This window comes from Saprospiraceae bacterium, assembly GCA_016709995.1.
Taxonomy (GTDB): Bacteria; Bacteroidota; Bacteroidia; order Chitinophagales; family Saprospiraceae; genus JADJLQ01.
Genome location: JADJLQ010000002.1, coordinates 555,002 through 571,481, shown reverse-complemented (window position 1 = coordinate 571,481; position 16,480 = coordinate 555,002). Strand labels below are relative to the sequence as shown.

General features: G+C 41.6%; 13 protein-coding genes. 7 read left to right on the top strand and 6 right to left on the bottom strand.

Going from position 1 to position 16,480, the window contains the following annotated elements; translation table 11 throughout:
• Positions 1 to 77: 77 nt before the first annotated feature.
• The 5 genes from IPJ09_16810 (at position 78) to IPJ09_16790 (ending at position 6,089) form a co-directional block, all read left to right on the top strand.
• Complete coding sequence (locus IPJ09_16810; GenBank protein MBK7373068.1) at positions 78 to 983, top strand: ATP-binding cassette domain-containing protein; 906 nt, start codon at positions 78 to 80, stop codon at positions 981 to 983.
• Complete coding sequence (locus tag IPJ09_16805; protein MBK7373067.1) at positions 980 to 2,317, top strand: ABC transporter permease; 1,338 nt, start codon at positions 980 to 982, stop codon at positions 2,315 to 2,317. Before IPJ09_16810 ends, IPJ09_16805 begins: the two co-directional genes overlap by 4 nt.
• A gap of 381 nt (positions 2,318 to 2,698) precedes the next feature.
• A complete protein-coding gene (locus IPJ09_16800) occupies positions 2,699 to 4,144 on the top strand; it encodes a circularly permuted type 2 ATP-grasp protein (protein ID MBK7373066.1) in 1,446 nt (481 codons plus the stop codon).
• A gap of 34 nt (positions 4,145 to 4,178) precedes the next feature.
• Positions 4,179 to 5,111, top strand: coding sequence for an alpha-E domain-containing protein (locus IPJ09_16795; protein MBK7373065.1), 933 nt, complete (start codon positions 4,179 to 4,181; stop codon positions 5,109 to 5,111).
• A gap of 27 nt (positions 5,112 to 5,138) precedes the next feature.
• Positions 5,139 to 6,089 carry a transglutaminase family protein gene (locus tag IPJ09_16790; protein ID MBK7373064.1) on the top strand — a complete coding sequence of 317 codons (951 nt, stop codon included), beginning with the start codon at positions 5,139 to 5,141 and terminating at the stop codon, positions 6,087 to 6,089.
• Between the two features lie 163 nt (positions 6,090 to 6,252).
• Here the strand turns inward: IPJ09_16790 and IPJ09_16785 are convergent, their stop codons facing one another.
• Positions 6,253 to 8,289: a glycoside hydrolase family 65 protein gene (locus IPJ09_16785; protein MBK7373063.1), complete on the bottom strand. Its 2,037-nt coding sequence runs from the start codon at positions 8,287 to 8,289 to the stop codon at positions 6,253 to 6,255.
• A gap of 128 nt (positions 8,290 to 8,417) precedes the next feature.
• Between IPJ09_16785 and IPJ09_16780 the strand changes: the two genes are divergently transcribed.
• Complete coding sequence (locus tag IPJ09_16780) at positions 8,418 to 9,170, top strand: superoxide dismutase (GenBank protein ID MBK7373062.1); 753 nt, start codon at positions 8,418 to 8,420, stop codon at positions 9,168 to 9,170.
• Between the two features lie 10 nt (positions 9,171 to 9,180).
• On the opposite strand, the gene IPJ09_16775 is transcribed toward IPJ09_16780, so the two are convergent.
• From IPJ09_16775 to IPJ09_16765, 3 genes are all read right to left on the bottom strand, one after another.
• A complete protein-coding gene (locus tag IPJ09_16775) occupies positions 9,181 to 9,900 on the bottom strand; it encodes an NHL repeat-containing protein (protein ID MBK7373061.1) in 720 nt (239 codons plus the stop codon).
• Positions 9,901 to 10,128: 228 nt separating this feature from the next.
• Positions 10,129 to 11,883 carry a S8 family peptidase gene (locus tag IPJ09_16770; protein MBK7373060.1) on the bottom strand — a complete coding sequence of 585 codons (1,755 nt, stop codon included), beginning with the start codon at positions 11,881 to 11,883 and terminating at the stop codon, positions 10,129 to 10,131.
• Positions 11,884 to 11,906: 23 nt separating this feature from the next.
• Entirely contained in the window at positions 11,907 to 13,148 is a 1,242-nt protein-coding gene (locus tag IPJ09_16765; protein ID MBK7373059.1) for a carboxylesterase family protein, read from the bottom strand.
• A 104-nt stretch (positions 13,149 to 13,252) separates the two neighbouring features.
• Here IPJ09_16765 and IPJ09_16760 point away from each other — a divergent pair, with 104 nt between their 5' ends.
• The gene (locus tag IPJ09_16760) at positions 13,253 to 14,578 is read left to right on the top strand and encodes an O-antigen ligase family protein (protein ID MBK7373058.1); all 1,326 of its coding nucleotides are present in this window, start codon (positions 13,253 to 13,255) and stop codon (positions 14,576 to 14,578) included.
• On the opposite strand, the gene IPJ09_16755 is transcribed toward IPJ09_16760, so the two are convergent.
• Both IPJ09_16755 and IPJ09_16750 read right to left on the bottom strand, forming a co-directional pair.
• Entirely contained in the window at positions 14,462 to 15,550 is a 1,089-nt protein-coding gene (locus IPJ09_16755; GenBank protein MBK7373057.1) for an undecaprenyl/decaprenyl-phosphate alpha-N-acetylglucosaminyl 1-phosphate transferase, read from the bottom strand. The genes IPJ09_16760 and IPJ09_16755 overlap by 117 nt on opposite strands.
• A gap of 12 nt (positions 15,551 to 15,562) precedes the next feature.
• Positions 15,563 to 16,048 (bottom strand): hypothetical protein, encoded by a 486-nt coding sequence (locus IPJ09_16750; GenBank protein ID MBK7373056.1) that lies wholly within the window; start codon positions 16,046 to 16,048, stop codon positions 15,563 to 15,565.
• Between the last annotated feature and the right edge of the window lie 432 nt (positions 16,049 to 16,480).

Below are 16,480 nucleotides of genomic sequence, written 5' to 3'. Positions count from 1 at the left end.
GAAACTCTATGTTAGTCTAAATTAATCTATGATTCATCCGGCACTTTGCATATTTGTAACCGAATTAAAGCTATACAATGTCCATTCTCTCCCTAAATCAGGTTTCTAAAAGTTTTCAGCAATACCAGGCGGTCGATCAGGTCAGTTTTTCGGTTCCTAAAGGTTGCATCTATGGTTTATTGGGGCCCAATGGCGCTGGTAAAACGACTACCATCCGTATGATCACGGGCATTATGCACCCGGACACCGGAGAAATCTACCTCTTTGATAAAAAAGTGAATGAAACCATACCTCCGCAGATTGGATACATGCCTGAAGAGCGAGGGTTGTATAAAAAAATGACCATCTGGGATCACCTCCTTTACCTGGCACAACTTAAAGGTATGACTGAAACCGATGCCAAAAAAGAGCTTAAATTTTGGATAGAACGCCTTGAAATGAAAACCTGGTACACTAAAAAAATCGAAGAGCTATCCAAGGGAATGACGCAAAAAGCGCAATTTATCGCCACGGTGATACATAAGCCGGATCTGCTCATATTGGACGAACCCTTCTCTGGTCTGGACCCCATCAGTACCAATATGATCAAGGATGAGATCTCCCGATTGAACGAACAAGGCACGACCATCATATTCTCGACCCATCGGATGGAACAAGTCGAGGAAATCTGCGAAAGGATGGTGCTCATCAATAAAGGCAAAAACGTATTGGAAGGCAATGTGGAAGAAATACGCAAAGCTAACCGGCAACATCTTTTTGAGTTGATATCTGATCATGAGCTTCCAGAAGAGTTTCCAGAAGAATTTAATGCTTCAATCAAAAACAGTAAAAAAGTTGAATTTCAACCAAAATCCAATATTGACTCATCAGACCTGCTTCAATACCTTATTCAAAAAGGTATCCATGTAAGTTCTTTCAGGGAAATTTTTCCTTCCATTAACGACATATTTATTAAAACAGTAGAAAACTCCAACCTGGCATGAATAAACTGTGGCTAATCGTCAAACGGGAATACACTACCCGGGTATTTAAAAAATCTTTTATTTTATTGACCTTGCTGGTACCTCTCGCCATAGTGGCGTTTAGTGTCATCGTAGGATTTATTATGAGTCGGAATACTGTCCAAAAAATCAATATTGCTGTATCTGATCCTCAACATATGATTACAGATTCTACAGGTGCGGCGCCTGCAATCTCCAGCAGGAATCAAGACCTTCAATACACAGTTAGTGAGCTGGATCCCGAGGTACTCAAAGCAGATCTCCAATCAGGAAAATACCAGGCTGTTATAGAAATAGCGCCACCGTTAAACATCAAAGAAGTCGATTTTAAACTTCGTATTCATACTGACCAAAGGTTGGACATCAATACGACCGAGAGTATCAAATCTACCATGTCCAGGATCTTCAGAGACTACAAAATAAAAAAACTAAACCTGAGTGAATCTGACATCAATAATCTGGATGTCAATCTTTCATTGGATCGTCAGGCGGTCTTCGAAAAAGATAAAAAACAATCCAATGCCTCCAATGCTGTTGGTGCTATTTTGGGAGGTGTGATGGGATTATTGATGTACATCTTTGTGCTGACTCAGGGTATGATGGTGATGCGTAGCGTCATGGAAGAAAAAATGACCCGCATCGTAGAAGTATTGCTTTCCTCGGTAAAACCCATCCAACTGATGATGGGTAAAATCATTGGGGTCGGTGCGGTTGGTCTCACTCAACTACTTATCTGGATTGTATTTATGCCTTTGGCCGGTATCATCACCAGTTTATTTTTTGGGGTAAATATTTTCAAACCAAAGATGGCCAATCCAGCCGGAATGGAAGAGGCAATGAAACAGGCTGGGGATATGGGTATCCAAAATATCATGATGGAACTAGGGCAAATCAATTGGTGGTTTATCATCCCTGCTTTCCTTTTATTTTTTGTTTTTGGCTATTTTCTTTATGCCTCCTTGTGCGCAGCCATAGGCAGCGCTGTCGGAGATGACCAGGCAGAAGCTCAACAGCTTCTTTTGCCTATTACTTTATTGATCGTGATGGGATTGTATCTGGCCATTGCGGCTATCAGGGCACCTTATAGCCAATTGGCTGTAATATCCTCCTTCATTCCATTCTTTGCCCCTATGGTGATGCCTACCAGATTGGCCTTTGATCCGCCCTTATGGCAAACTTTAACTTCATTGGTCATCCTGGCAGTGTCCAGTTACTTTTTTGCTTTCATGGCAGCTAAGATATACCGCACTGGTATACTGATGTATGGGAAAAAAGCAAGTTTTAAAGAATTGGCTAAGTGGCTTTTTTACAAATAGACCCCTCGTTAAATCATTTTGAAACTATTATAGCTATTAAAAAATTCCCTTTGCCAGTTATTTTGTGGGCATTGGAATATCATAGAAATCACAGCCTGAGGATGTGTGGACCTTCGCTTTGATTGATCACAATCTCATGAAGAGCATCGTGTTTTATTATAAAATGTTATCTTTATAAATATCTGGATATCTTCATTTTGGATACACATTTTTTCGTGTTGCCCTATAGAGAAAAATTAAGTTTTTCGCTAAAAATAAATATTTTGATCATCCAATTCGCTAGAATTCGCTTTTTTTGAAAGTAATTAAATGACTTTCTTTCATTGATCAATTTGATTAGATAAATTATTTTTCTAATTAATTTATTGCCATTTTACGACTATGGAAAATTCTTTATTATCTCAATACAAGTTTTCACCAGACATATGGGATGAGATGTTCGATCAAAACGGTATTCGTCCCAGCTATAAAAAATTAGTTACTACCTTAGAAAACCTGTCCCCTGAAGAACTAGGCCAGAAAGTAGAGCTGGCCAAAAAATTATTTATGAGCCAGGGGATCACATTTACAGTGTATAGCAGTGGTGAAGGAATAGAAAAAATATTTCCATTTGATATCATACCACGCATTATTGAGGCTTCTGATTGGAGGATCATTGAAGCAGGCATCAAGCAACGCTTAAAAACGCTCAATATATTTCTCAATGATATTTATCACAATCAGTTTATCATAAAAGATGGAATTGTACCCCTGAAACTAATCTATTCATGTCCGGGCTTTATGCGAGCGATGGTCAATGTCAATGTGCCGCATGAAATCTATACCCATATCTCCGGAATAGACCTGATCAGAGATGAGCATGGAGTATTTTATGTATTGGAGGACAACCTGCGTACACCTTCCGGAGTATCTTATATGCTGGAGAATCGGGGTATTACTTATCGGATTTTTCCTAATATTCTTCCAAAAAACAATATTCGATTTGTCAAAAACTACCCGGATCTTTTACTAAATAATTTGGTCTCTTTGAGCAATAGACAGACCAGCAGCCCTACTGTCGTATTACTGACTCCTGGTGTATATAACTCGGCCTATTTTGAGCATACGACCCTGGCTCGTCTGATGGGCATCGAGTTAGTGGAGGGCAAGGACCTGGTAGTAGACAACCATAGGGTTTATATGAAGACTACCCATGGACTCAAACTAGTAGATGTAATCTATAGGAGGGTGGATGATGAGTACCTGGATCCATTGGTATTTAACCGGGATTCGATCTTAGGGGTGCCCGGATTGTATGGAGCTTATCGTCTTGGACATGTGGCCATCGTCAACGCCATAGGCAATGGGGTCGCTGATGATAAAGCCATCTACTCTTATGTGCCCGACATGATCAAATATTACCTCAATGAAGAGCCAATCCTCAAAAGTGTTCCTACCTATCCGCTGGAGATCAAAGAAAACCGAGATTTGGTATTCTCCGAGATGCATAAGATGGTCATCAAGAAGACCAATGAATCAGGAGGGTATGGAATGCTCATAGGTAATAGTGCTACTGAAGAACAGATGGAGCAATTTAAAGTAGCTATCGATCAAAATCCTCGAAGTTTTATAGCACAACCTATCATCAATCTATCCAGTGCACCTTGTTATATCAATGGCAAACTAGAGCCCCGCAGGGTAGATCTGAGGCCATATGCCCTGTACGGTCCAAAAGGGATCGATATTGTACCCGGAGGTCTGACGCGCGTAGCATTAAAAGAAGGGTCGCTGGTAGTCAATTCGTCCCAGGGTGGAGGCAGTAAAGATACCTGGGTCGTCGGAGAGTAATCAATAAAATTATTAAAATCGAATCTCAAAATATATGCTAAGTAGAGTCGCAGAATCAATTTTTTGGATGGCCCGGTATGTTGAACGCACCAACGGTATGTTGCGGTTAGTACGCACCAGCTATGTCTCCTCCCAAGATGAAATCGTCGATTTTGATTGGCAGTATATTTTGAGAAATTATAGTAACCAGCCTGAGTCGACCATCAAAGAACTCACCAGCTCAAATCAAGTATTGGCGCACCTGATTCTCGATAAAGAAAACTCTAATTCTGTGATAAACAATATCACTCATGCGCGGGAAAATGCCAGAGCTGTGCAGGATCATATCACCAAAGAAGTATGGCAATGTCTCAATGAATTTTATCATTTGGTTCGCAGTGAAAATGCTGAATACCAGGTGTTGCATGGAGATGCTATGTCTATCATGGATGACCTGATCAAACAAGGTTTGTTATATCATGGCATAGTAGATATCACCATGGCGAGGGGGGAGGGCTCTTCCTTTCTATCCCTGGGCAAGTATATTGAAAGAGTAAACATATCGAGCGATACCCTGGCAATAAAACTTTCTGAGGTTGAATTCAATGTCAACAGCCCCCTGGAGGTGCCTGCTTTGAGATATTTGTTATATACGCTATCAGGGTATGAATTATTCCTCAAAACACATAGAGAAAATCTAAAACCTGATCTGGTTTTTAATCAAATCCTGTACAACCCAAATTTTCCACATTCTCTCACCTATGGACTCGAGCGTATGTCCAGGTATTTAAACCGATTAAAAGCAGATAGCTTGCCTGAAGCATTCAAGTCTGTTGAATTTTTGACAGGTAAACTCATCAATCACCTAAAGTACACCGCTGTCGATATACATGATGTAAACAGCCTGCGCGTTGTGCTAGAAGATGTGCGGCGAGGGCTCTTCGAGATCACAGATGCCTTCAATCAACATTATTTCGGTAATTCATAATAAATTTTAATAAAAAGCTGAATAATTATGCCAAAATATAGTCTAAAACATCACACAAAATATACTTATACGGGTCCGGTCAGAGAATTGGCTAACCAGATCATGCTCTTCCCGTTTAATGACACTCAGCAAGAAGTAAAAAAACACGAAATCACTATAAGCGGCGATCCTGAGGTAGAAGTATTTGTAGATAATTATGGCAATCAAGTCGGTATCTTTTCCATTACAGGACCGCTGACCGAATTGAGCATTCTCTCTCAACTTGAGATCAGTGTCAATCCGACTTACCCTCCGGCTGACAAAATAGATGCTGCAACCCAATGGAAAGAGCTCAGTCAACTAGCCAATCAATTTCCATATATCGATTTTCTGTGGCAAGAAAAGTTTGAAGCGCAATCTGAATTGTTTGAAGTGATCAAAGCAACCAGGTTTTTTACCAAGAGCCCATTTGTCGCGGCCCAGGAAATGTCAACTTATGTTTATAATCATTTTGAATATAAACAAGGCATCACCGATGTGGAAACCGGGATAGATGAGATCTGGAAAATCAAAGGAGGTGTCTGCCAGGATTTTGCCAGAGTATTGCTGATCATGTTGCGGCATACGGGGATACCCGCGCGATATGTCAGTGGCTATATCTGTCCTAAAAATCATGACCTTCGTGGAGAGGGTGCTACGCACGCCTGGGTAGAAGCCTATCTGCCTAATGATGGATGGGTAGGCCTGGACCCAACCAATAATTGTATCGTGGAAGACAAACATATCCGACTGGCCATCGGAAGAAATTTTGAAGATTGCACCCCTGTCAAAGGCACTTACAAAGGCAACACAGATCATACGCTGGAGGTCCATGTGACTATAGATGGAGAAGGTACCAATATTTCAAGCAATCAGCCTAATCCTGCCTTCTCCTATCAAACTCAAAAAAAATCAACAGACAATTCTTATAGGAAGTTTATTGAGCAGCAGCAGCAATAAAGTGACTTAGAGATATCGAGTCAAAAGTCGGAGTCAGGGAGTGCTTGAATTGCTTTTTATTACTAGATGGCATTTGATGCCAATTTTACGGTAAAAAGCATAAGTTAAACAAAATCAATCAGTTAAAAGGATTACATTGATCTAACTCTCAATAAAGATTGACCTATTTTTTATTCACAAACTCCTTTTTCTGCAGCCCGATGCCCTTTAACGTAAGATTTTTCCAGGTCGGAGGCAATGAAGTCTTGATCTGAGTAATACCCGTCGGGGTAATTTCCAGCCCCCCAAAACCCATCAAGACACTTTGGATAATTCCTCCTGCTCCGGTAGCAAAGTAAGGATTGGTTCCACCTTTGGTTTCAGCGATCACCCGAAACGGGGGTAAGAGGTTGGGGAGGTAGGCTTCTTTAAACCATTTAAACGCAGAGGCACCATCACCCAGACGGGAATATAAGGTGGTGAATACGGCCTGGGTCATGGCCGGCGTACCGGCATCAGGTACCCTGGATTCATAATATTTCAGATCGCGGGTGATGGATATGGGGTCTTTGATTTCTTTTAATGGGTAAGACAAGAGATTTACATCAGCTTGTTTGATGCCTTCTCCTGCATAGCTGGCATGCTCACGGGTAGTACCATCCTGCATTTTTAAGATAGGGATGTTTTGAGCGACCACTGCCCAGTCTGGATTGGGGTCTATCATCAGAAGTTTGGCAGCTTCGGTGGCAAACACAAGGTTGGCTTTAGCAGCTGCATTGGTAAAAGCATTGTTGTCAACATTCTCGGCCCACTCATCAGCTGCCACCACATTATTGATATCGTATTTTCCAGGGCCGTTGCGCTCGACCCTGCTTGCCCAGAAATCGGCGGTCTCCCTGAGTATAGGAAATCCTCTATCCCGAAGCCATTGTCTGTCCTGGGTGACACAATAATAGTTCCATACGGCAATGGCGACACAGGCTGTGATATGATGTTCAAACGGGCCACTCAATGCCCAGACAGGGGTCTCTTCAACACCAGATGCAGCACTTTCCCACGGATACATAGCACCTTTAAATCCTTTACCAAAGGCATTGCGCCTGGCTGCATCCAATCGCTGATAACGATATTCGATCAGGCTTTTAGCAAGGTTGGGTTGTAACACTAATAAGCCCGGATACATCCATAATTCAGTATCCCAAAACACATGTCCATTGTACCCAAGCCCACTTAATCCCATTGGTGAAGGAGAAAGTGCGGTACCTTCCCGGGTAAATGCATACAAGTGGTATAACATGCTATTGATGTCTTGCTGAGCCTGGTCGTCACCGTCCAGGATGATTCGGCTGGTCCAAAGGTCTTTCCATGCTTTGTTGTGAAACTGAATCAATCGATCTCTGCCTTCCAATTTTGCATAGATGGTGAGTCGTTCTGCTTCATTGAGCGGATCGTCGTGATGGGCAGAAGTGATCGAGGAGCCCACTATACTAAATTGATATGATTGATTGGCGGCCAGGGTTTTTGAAAACTTGAGCAGATGCATATTATTATCCCACATCTCATGGATGACCCGGGGTTCTTCGCCATGGAGTTCATTGAATAAGAATGTATTGGACGCGCACAGTTGGAGTTTGCCCGTAGGGCTTTTAGCAGTGGAAGTCAATAGACTGATGGTGACATGAGGACGATCTATTTCATTGTAATAGTTTTCGACATCGCGTAAAGCATCCGGAGCTTCCATGACAGAGGCTGCAGTAACACTGACATTTTTATGAGGCACTACCCTCACATCCATCATAACACAATAAGGCAAATGTCTGAGTGCCATATACGAATATTCAATACTGGCTTTATCCAGGAAATCAAATGAGCAAGTGAACATTCCATTTTGAAAATTCATAGATTGAGTGAGACCTGAAATATTTTTGCCATCGATGCGCTGACCATCGATCTCCAGGTACATATTGAGCAGATTAAAACTTTTTAGAAAATTGCTCACACGACCCCGACCATATAAATCATAAGCCCCTGCGAGGACCACCTCTTTGACTTTGAATGGTTCCGGCGATGAAACGATACCAATCATACCATTGGCTGAGGTGATACCATAATAATTAGCCGGGTCTATAGCTGTCGCCTTAATACGCCAGGGGTCTAAAGACTGAGTATAGCCGACTCGAAAAGAAAAGGCCACCAGGAATAAAATAAAAAAAGGTTTCATAATCATTAGGATATTTAATTATTGATTTTCGAAGATAGGTTATATCCTAGAATCAAAAAGTCATTCAGGTGAATATGTTGGGACGCCAGTCAAAACTCCCTTACCTTTGACGAAAAAATATTCAAAACATGCAAAAAAGACATTTTTTAAAAAGTATAAGCGCATTGGGCTTATTTTCAATCGTCAATAAATCTAATTTAATCTCTGCTGATGGTGTTGTGAGTCCGGCCACTCCAATGTTTGCCCCTACAGATCAATATACTTTACCTGCTTTGGATTATGCTTTTAATGCTTTAGAGCCTAATATAGATGCCAGGACTATGGAGATCCATCATGACAAACATCACAATGGTTATGTCACTAACCTCAATAAAGAACTATCTACCAATGCAGCTGCTGCAAAAATGAGCCTCGAACAATTATTTAAAGTGGTTTCAAAACAAAGTGCAGCTATCCGCAATAATGGCGGCGGTCATTACAATCACAGCATGTTCTGGAAGTCACTGTCTCCTAAACCAACGATGGCACCTACAGGAGATCTTTCTACTGCTATCAACACAACGTTTAAAGATCTTGCCACCTTAAAAGATTTGATGAATAAGGCAGGTGCCGGACGATTTGGATCAGGATGGGCCTGGCTGGTAGCTGATGCTAAGGGCAAACTCTCCGTGGGCTCCACGCCCAATCAAGATAATCCGCTGATGGATGTGTCCGAAATAAAAGGATATCCACTACTCGGAATAGATGTGTGGGAGCATGCCTATTACCTCAAATATCAAAACAAACGCGCTGACTATCTTACTGCGATCTGGAACGTGATCAATTGGGATGAAGTAGCCAAAAGATACGCCGAGGCTAAAAGCATGATGATGAAGAAGTAAATTCTAATTATTAATATTTATTGAATACCGATATTGTATTGTTGGCATAATTGACCACATACATATCCCTCTTTTGTATAAATACATCTGAAGGCTGATCAAAATGCTCCGTCAATACCTGTTTTAACTTACCTTTTAGATCGTAGATCAATACCCGATTGCCTTGATAGTCGGTGAGGGCGATCTCATCATTGGTGATATTGAGGCCACCTGCCAGTTTTATACCATCTTTTTCCCCGATAGATCTTTTATATTTACCGGTAGTATCAAATATTTGTATTCTATTATTTTTAGAATCTACAATATATATAAGACCATTTTTAATCTCGACATCAGAAGGTCCGTTAAATTGGCCATCCCCGATGCCTGGCTGCCCAAAACTCATCACTTTACCCCCATTATTGTAAAATATGCGGTGTTTAAAGTAGTCAGTAATAACCAGATTATTACCATCTATAGCAACTCCATAAGGTGTATCTAAAAATTCATTGGTAGGGATCGTACTGATATAATCCTGGCCTTCTACTCTGCTGGCTACGTGGCCTTCACTTTCTGCCACAACGAATACCCCAGGGCTAAGCATATTGAGGTATTTGGGCTTTCGAATATTTTTGATAGGCAGGATCAGGCCGCCATCGTAATTGAGCTTGTGTACTTCCGTCTTCAGGCCACTGGATACATACAGGTTGTTGGCATCGCCGGTGATTCCTATTGGATATACATTGGTCATAGGAAATGATTTACTATAGTGCCAGCTGGATCCTGATCCTGAATTCTGCTTACATGTTGTAAAAATAAATATGGCGGTGACGAATGTCAGCTTGCTCAAATGATTAAAAATAACCTTGCTCATAAGAATGTAAATGTAAAATATTAGAATAAGATACTTCAATGACTATTAAGGACTTAACCTATTATTAACTCAGGGGTTGCCTGATACTTTACTAAAGAAAATTGATCAATGTTGAATTACCAATTTACCCAAGGCCACACCCTGCAAGGTATACATTTGATAAAAATACATGCCGGCAGGCCAGGTGGATGTTGGAAGGAGCATAGTAGAAGCATCCATTTTTTGAGAAAACCAAAGCCTTCCCTGTACATCATAGATATTCAATACACTGTGTGAAGAAAGACCATCCAAGCCAAAGCTGATAGATTGATCGCCCGGATTAGGATATGTTTTTACAGATACATGCCGGCTATCATTGGGCAGCCTGGTTGATACCATTTGTCTTGCAAGAAGATAAGCCCTGTATACATTGAGCCGGCCATAACCATATAGATTATTGGGGATGGTGGTGATCTGATCATTCCCACAGGACAAAAAGTCAAATTTCGGGGCAGCGCTTTGTTTTAATATTTCTTCCAGGAGTTCGACTTTGCCGGACAGCTGAGGATAAGCGGAAATCAATAATGCTACTGCTCCAGCTACCATTGGACTGGCAAGGCTGGTACCATTAAAGGCTCCGTAGGCATTGTTTTTGATGGTTGATCTCACAGCTACACCTGGCGCCGAGATCTCTGGTTTGATACGTTTACTTTGATCTGCGAGTACGGGCCCGCGGCTGCTAAAGGAAGCCAAAGTGTCGTTGAAGGCAGTAGCTCCAACGGAAAATGAAGAAGCAAGCATTGAGGCCGGATCCATAATACTACTACACCCCAAACTTCCATCGTTGCCGGCTGCGACTGCTACAAAGATGCCAGCTGCTTTAAGCGTGCTGATCACCTGCTCCATCGTGACAAAATTGGCAGGATTACAGCCTTCCTCTGGAGGACAGCCCCAACTGTTGTTGACGACATGGGGTGCTTTCGCCGGATTAGGATTTTTACCCTGGAGATCAGTGGGCGCTAAAAACCATTCAAAACACTCAATATAAGTAGATAACATGCCCCAGCCCCTTTCCATACATCTGCATCCAATCCACTGTGCTTCCGGAGCTACTCCTGTCTGAAGATCTGCAGCATTCATCACGCCAGTAGTCAAAGTGCCATGATTATTGTCATCACAGGGAGCCAGGGTATCAAGTCCGCAGGGATTATTAAAAGCGCCTGGCACAGCGTCCTTATTGAGCGGATTGATGACATGAATGGCATCGTGCCAATTGTAATTGTGATCCAACTGATCCACACCAATCATCCCCCTATAATTTGGTTTTAAAGCCAGATGCAATTCCACTCCGGTATCTTCACTGCCGACCACTGCTCCTTTGCCTTTGATCCCCTGAGCCCAAACACTATCAGCACCTATCCTGGAGATACCCCATTCTACGGCCAGCGGGTTTCTCAATTCCAGTGACTGATTGGTCAGAACCTCCTGGACAGGTTTGATGAGCCTGTAAGTAGAATTGTATTCCAGCCTAAGTACGGCAGGATTGGTTTGAAGGTAACGTACCACTGCCGCATTGGCAGCAGGAATATGGATAGCATCAATGATATAAAATGAATGGTACTCAAAATGATTTTGATTCAAGTAGTTTACGATCTGCGCCTGACTTTTTTGGGCAAATGCAGAGAGGTTAGAATAAATATAATTGCCTTTGGCTTCTTTGCTATCCAATGCCTGTGTGTATTGGCCTGGATTGGCCCATGGTGTCTTGAGGATACATAAGATATCCGCCGATTGGCCCGCCTTCAATTTTTGTTGAATCAGGGGGTCTGTCGTGACAGGAGCGGGACTAAATAGAATTAAATATAAATAAATGAATATCACGCCAGCGGATTTAAATGTTCGGTCTAAAGTCTTATCTGAATTTTAGCAATTTTTATTTCTTGGTTTCTGAATCTTGCTTGCAGAATGTATACTCCGTTTACTACGGCAGAAGGACTCCATTCCACCCGATTAGAATTGAGTGTCACTGGGATAGATCTGCCTAATAAATCGTACAAGTTGACTTGAAGCGGTATATCCCGGGGGTCTAGACTGATATGATCTATAGCGGGATTGGGGAAGATCCTAATGGTTTCCATCGGGTGCTCATGGTGAGAAGCGACGACCTGAGGGCAAATAATATCAAAAAACATTTTATAGGCCAGGTTGGTGAAGCTGTCTAGATATGGCTTAAACTGAGGTTCGAAATAGATATCTGTATGCATTCCACCCGGTACAGATACCAGGGTCTCGGTGATGTTTTTACTTCTGAGTACAGGATGAATCACCCCACTGCCAAAGATATGCACTAGTCCTGCTGCAGCCCCATCGCCATAAGGGACTACATTATCCGCCTGCCCGTGCATACTGGCCATAGGAGGCTCTCCTCTATCGATCCATGAAGTATCGAATATACCACCTGAGAGATTGAGTACACCACGAACCGAGGAACTATAATTTAAAGTTTGAGGGTTGCTGCTGCCTTGTAAGCCACCATTGCGCTCAATGACTGCCTTCAATCCACTGGGTATACTATCACTACTGTCTAGGTATACAGATTGGATAGCTGTGATCGCCCCGGCACTCACGCCACCTGCAAAAATCAAACTAGTGTCTATCTTAAATTGGTCAGCTTTAGATCTGAGAAAACGAATAGAGGCTTTCATATCCCCCATGGCCTTGATCGCTATGTCGACTACAGCTGCTGAGTCCGGAAAAGATAAAACAAACAAAGGCCAGATACGATAATCAATACATGCGACTACGTAACCTTGCCTGGCAAATGTCCTGGCGAGATCACTCAATTGTGTCCTGTCACCGGATATATAAGCACCTCCAAAAGCCAACACCAATGCTGCCCTTGACTTCGCCTGGTCACCTTCAGGTTCATAGATATCCATGTATAAACCGATGGAATCCTTCAATACTGTAGCATTCCTGCCGTATAGATGAGTGGACACTTTAGTCGTGCCAAAAAATTCGTGCAGATACCTGGTACCATCACAACTAGTCGATTGAGCGCTGAGATCTATGATAAACAAGAGGGTGAATAGCGATAGTCCGGCAATTTTCAAATTCATCCCGGCAAAGCTAGGCCATATTGCCATATCTCTGTTGTTAATTTTGGTATAAAGTATCGCCATCCTGGTCCCGAAAGTGATTACCTCAGCTTAAAGTCTATAAATAAAATTATCGGGGTATTTTGTGCGCTATGACTTCCATTTCGTTGGATCGGTGGCCAAAATGGGAACAAGTGATCTTGTTTGCTACCATTGTGAGCCTGGGGATCGGGAATCCTTTTTTCGAATCCGCTTTTGGAGGCAAATCGGTGTCCCTGACAGATTACCTGGTGATCTTCTTCCTACCGCTTATTGGTTGGAAATACCGAAAAAGCCTGGTCACCGTAATCATGTCTAAAAAAATCGTTCCGACCTATATTTTTTTATCAAGCCTTCTTATTCCAATATTTTTTCATCTTGAAGGAGATGGGTGGTTATCAGTGATAGGGTGGTTGAGACCGTGCATGATGTTTGTATTCGTCGTGTTGCTGTTCAGGGAATACAAGGAGACGGAAAATACAGTGGTCATGGCATGCTGGACTTTGGGCCTCATCACTTGCACCGTAGGGTTGCTTGGGTGGGTGGCTGCAGTTTTGCTCAATATCGAAAACCCATTTGTACATATAAGGCCCTATTACCTGGGGATCATACCTATTCAACTTTCAGCCTTAGACGGTCATCCAAATGGTGCAGCCCTGGTGCTTTTTATTATTATTACTGTACTTTATTTTCTGAATCGGGATGCCAAGACAAACAAGGTAGTAATCGCTGCTGGAATATTTGGAATGATAATGACCTTGTCAAAATCAATATTGATTTATAGTGCCCTTGTTTGCCTATGCATTATAAGAGGTAAAAGATATTCAAAAGTGCTTATCAACATTGTAGGGGTTTTCATTTTAATCCTCTATTTGATTTTTACCCATGTTTTACCCTACCAGGTGAAGGTTGTGCACCAAAACAATGCATCCTTCTATATTTATTCCCAAAAACCATTGGTTGAATACATGGGCTTAAGCCTGGTGAAGACACCCTACTTGGCTAATAAGATTGCTGCCGTTCAAATTTTTTTGGAACACCCCTGGACCGGAGTAGGCCCCAGAAATTTTGTGCCAGCTATGGAGCAGATGAAGCTTAATGGGTCATATCCAGCAGAGTCAATCTATCTAAGTCCACACTGCACCTATACTTCAGTTTTAGCCCGATTTGGATTGATAGGATTCCTGGGCCTGATCTATTATATGTGGTGGATATGGTCGAGTATTAAAACTGTAAAAAACAGGACACTTCGATCCTTGTTTTCTATCGTCTACTTTTGTTTTGGGTTAGAAGCTATCAACTCTGATTTGGAGTACAGTCACCTATTTTGGTTTTTCAATGCCTGGTTGATGACCTGCTTGCTGCATCAATCTTCTTCGTCTTACGATCATGAAGAGTATGCCCGTCAGCAAGGTGGCAATAGCCAATATCAGCAATAACAAGTTAAGCGTGCCCATGGTCTGTAGAAATAACACCATAAATATGAACAATAGATTGACTGCTACGAGGATACCGGTAGCCTGCATATGATCTAGTCCGGAATCAATGAGTAGGTGATGTATATGGTTGCGATCCGGAGACATGGGTGATCTTCCTCTTAAGATCCGCATCGTAAACACTCTCAGCGTATCATATAATGGTAGAATGAGCACGCCTATCGCTACGGCTGGTGCTGCCTTGAAGGCATAATATGAATTGGGCAGTTCACGATGAAGTTCGATAAATTTAATAGTGAGTATAGAACATACCAGTCCATTCAGCAGGGCACCTGTATCACCCATAAAGATCCTGGCTGGAGTAAAATTATAATTGAGAAATGCGATCACAGAGGCAGCCAACGAAAATGCCAATACTGCTATCTCCAACCGATCGATCAATAAAAACCAAGTGCCAAGCGCTAAGGTGATCAGGACGGTGATGCTGCCAGAAAGGCCATTAATACCATCGATCAGGTTAAATGCGTTGATGATGACAATGATGGTAAAAATACTTAATAAAATAGAAGGTATCACTGGGATCTCATAGACACCCATGATGCCATACAAGCTGGTTAGCTTTATGCCGGCCTTTAATACCAATATGGACGCTGCTATCAGTTGGCCTAACATTTTATAAAAAGGAGACACACCTTGTATATCATCCCTAATACCTATAAAAAATATGATGACCAGTGCACAAAGTATATATTGTAAATCGGCAAATACCTGAAAAGGTGTCCATAATGTTACCGACAATACTACGCCAGCAAAAATCGCTATGCCTCCTAACCGCGGGATAGGTGTTTCGTGTGATCGTCGGGTATCATCGGGTTGATCATACAAATGCTTATCCGTAGCCACTTTGATGATATTGGGTATAGCAAGATAAGTAAGTGAAAATGCAGTAATAAAACTCAGGATGACATCATACATAGTATCTCTTCACTATTTTTCAGACTTCAACGTAGAATCTCTCACTGCTTGCATGGCATCATCAAATTTTAATCCGGTCATTTCCTGAAAAATCTGAGTAAAGGCCTGATCAGGGTTGGCCCAGGTAGATTTAATTTGATTTTGCATTATTTGCGAGTTAGGGTTTTTATTGTTTAGTAATTCGACGGTGACACGATTGTCATATCTTTTAAAATAATACCTCAGCGCATCAGTCCAAAACTTTTGTCTTTCATCCAGGTAGTATAAGGAATCATATTTAGGATAACAGTTTTGAAGGTATCCTGAAAACACCTGGTCTTTAGATTCCCATTCTTTAATACTGTAAAATTGCTTGGTCTGCATCGTGGCATTTACAAACTGATTGAATTTATTTAAAAGCTCTGTTTTATTTGGCGGACATTCGACTGATCGACAAGCAGCATAAACAAGGACGATCGACAAACCACCCAAAATGTATTTAAAATATTGTGAACCCATACGGTAAATTTATGCAAATTGTTCAACTAGAGTATCCTGTATTCGTAGAAGGAGGATCAATCAATCGATTATAGGTTAAAGAGACTTATAATATGATTATTTAAGGGTTTTTCGCAGCATGCTTTTTATTAAAATGATTATAATTCAGTGCAATTAATTTATTGACCAACCAATAATTGTTTTGTCTACGTGCAGTTTTGGAAATAGCTTAAAACATGGTGTCTTCAAAGGCTTTTGGTTTTTAAGCCTTTCATCAAAAAATTGGCGACTATTTTAGTCTTTCAGCGCTAAATCCGAAAACATATCGGTCTCATCTCCCGGTCAAAATAATTATCAAACACTATAACTGCACGAGCCTGGCCGGAATCTTACTCAAGTTGGTTTTGCTTCCTTTCATAATTGAAAAAAAAGATCAATAACAACAACCGAAAG

Bases quoted from the DNA above. Each gene is read 5' to 3' on its own strand.
- IPJ09_16810 (MBK7373068.1), top strand. From the start codon at position 78: ATGTCCATTCTCTCCCTAAATCAGGTTTCTAAAAGTTTTCAGCAATAC.
- IPJ09_16805 (MBK7373067.1), top strand. From the start codon at position 980: ATGAATAAACTGTGGCTAATCGTCAAACGGGAATACACTACCCGGGTA.
- IPJ09_16800 (MBK7373066.1), top strand. From the start codon at position 2,699: ATGGAAAATTCTTTATTATCTCAATACAAGTTTTCACCAGACATATGG.
- IPJ09_16795 (MBK7373065.1), top strand. From the start codon at position 4,179: ATGCTAAGTAGAGTCGCAGAATCAATTTTTTGGATGGCCCGGTATGTT.
- IPJ09_16790 (MBK7373064.1), top strand. From the start codon at position 5,139: ATGCCAAAATATAGTCTAAAACATCACACAAAATATACTTATACGGGT.
- IPJ09_16785 (MBK7373063.1), bottom strand. From the start codon at position 8,289: ATGAAACCTTTTTTTATTTTATTCCTGGTGGCCTTTTCTTTTCGAGTC.
- IPJ09_16780 (MBK7373062.1), top strand. From the start codon at position 8,418: ATGCAAAAAAGACATTTTTTAAAAAGTATAAGCGCATTGGGCTTATTT.
- IPJ09_16775 (MBK7373061.1), bottom strand. From the start codon at position 9,900: ATGACCAATGTATATCCAATAGGAATCACCGGCGATGCCAACAACCTG.
- IPJ09_16765 (MBK7373059.1), bottom strand. From the start codon at position 13,148: ATGGCAATATGGCCTAGCTTTGCCGGGATGAATTTGAAAATTGCCGGA.
- IPJ09_16760 (MBK7373058.1), top strand. From the start codon at position 13,253: ATGACTTCCATTTCGTTGGATCGGTGGCCAAAATGGGAACAAGTGATC.
- IPJ09_16755 (MBK7373057.1), bottom strand. From the start codon at position 15,550: ATGTATGATGTCATCCTGAGTTTTATTACTGCATTTTCACTTACTTAT.
- IPJ09_16750 (MBK7373056.1), bottom strand. From the start codon at position 16,048: ATGGGTTCACAATATTTTAAATACATTTTGGGTGGTTTGTCGATCGTC.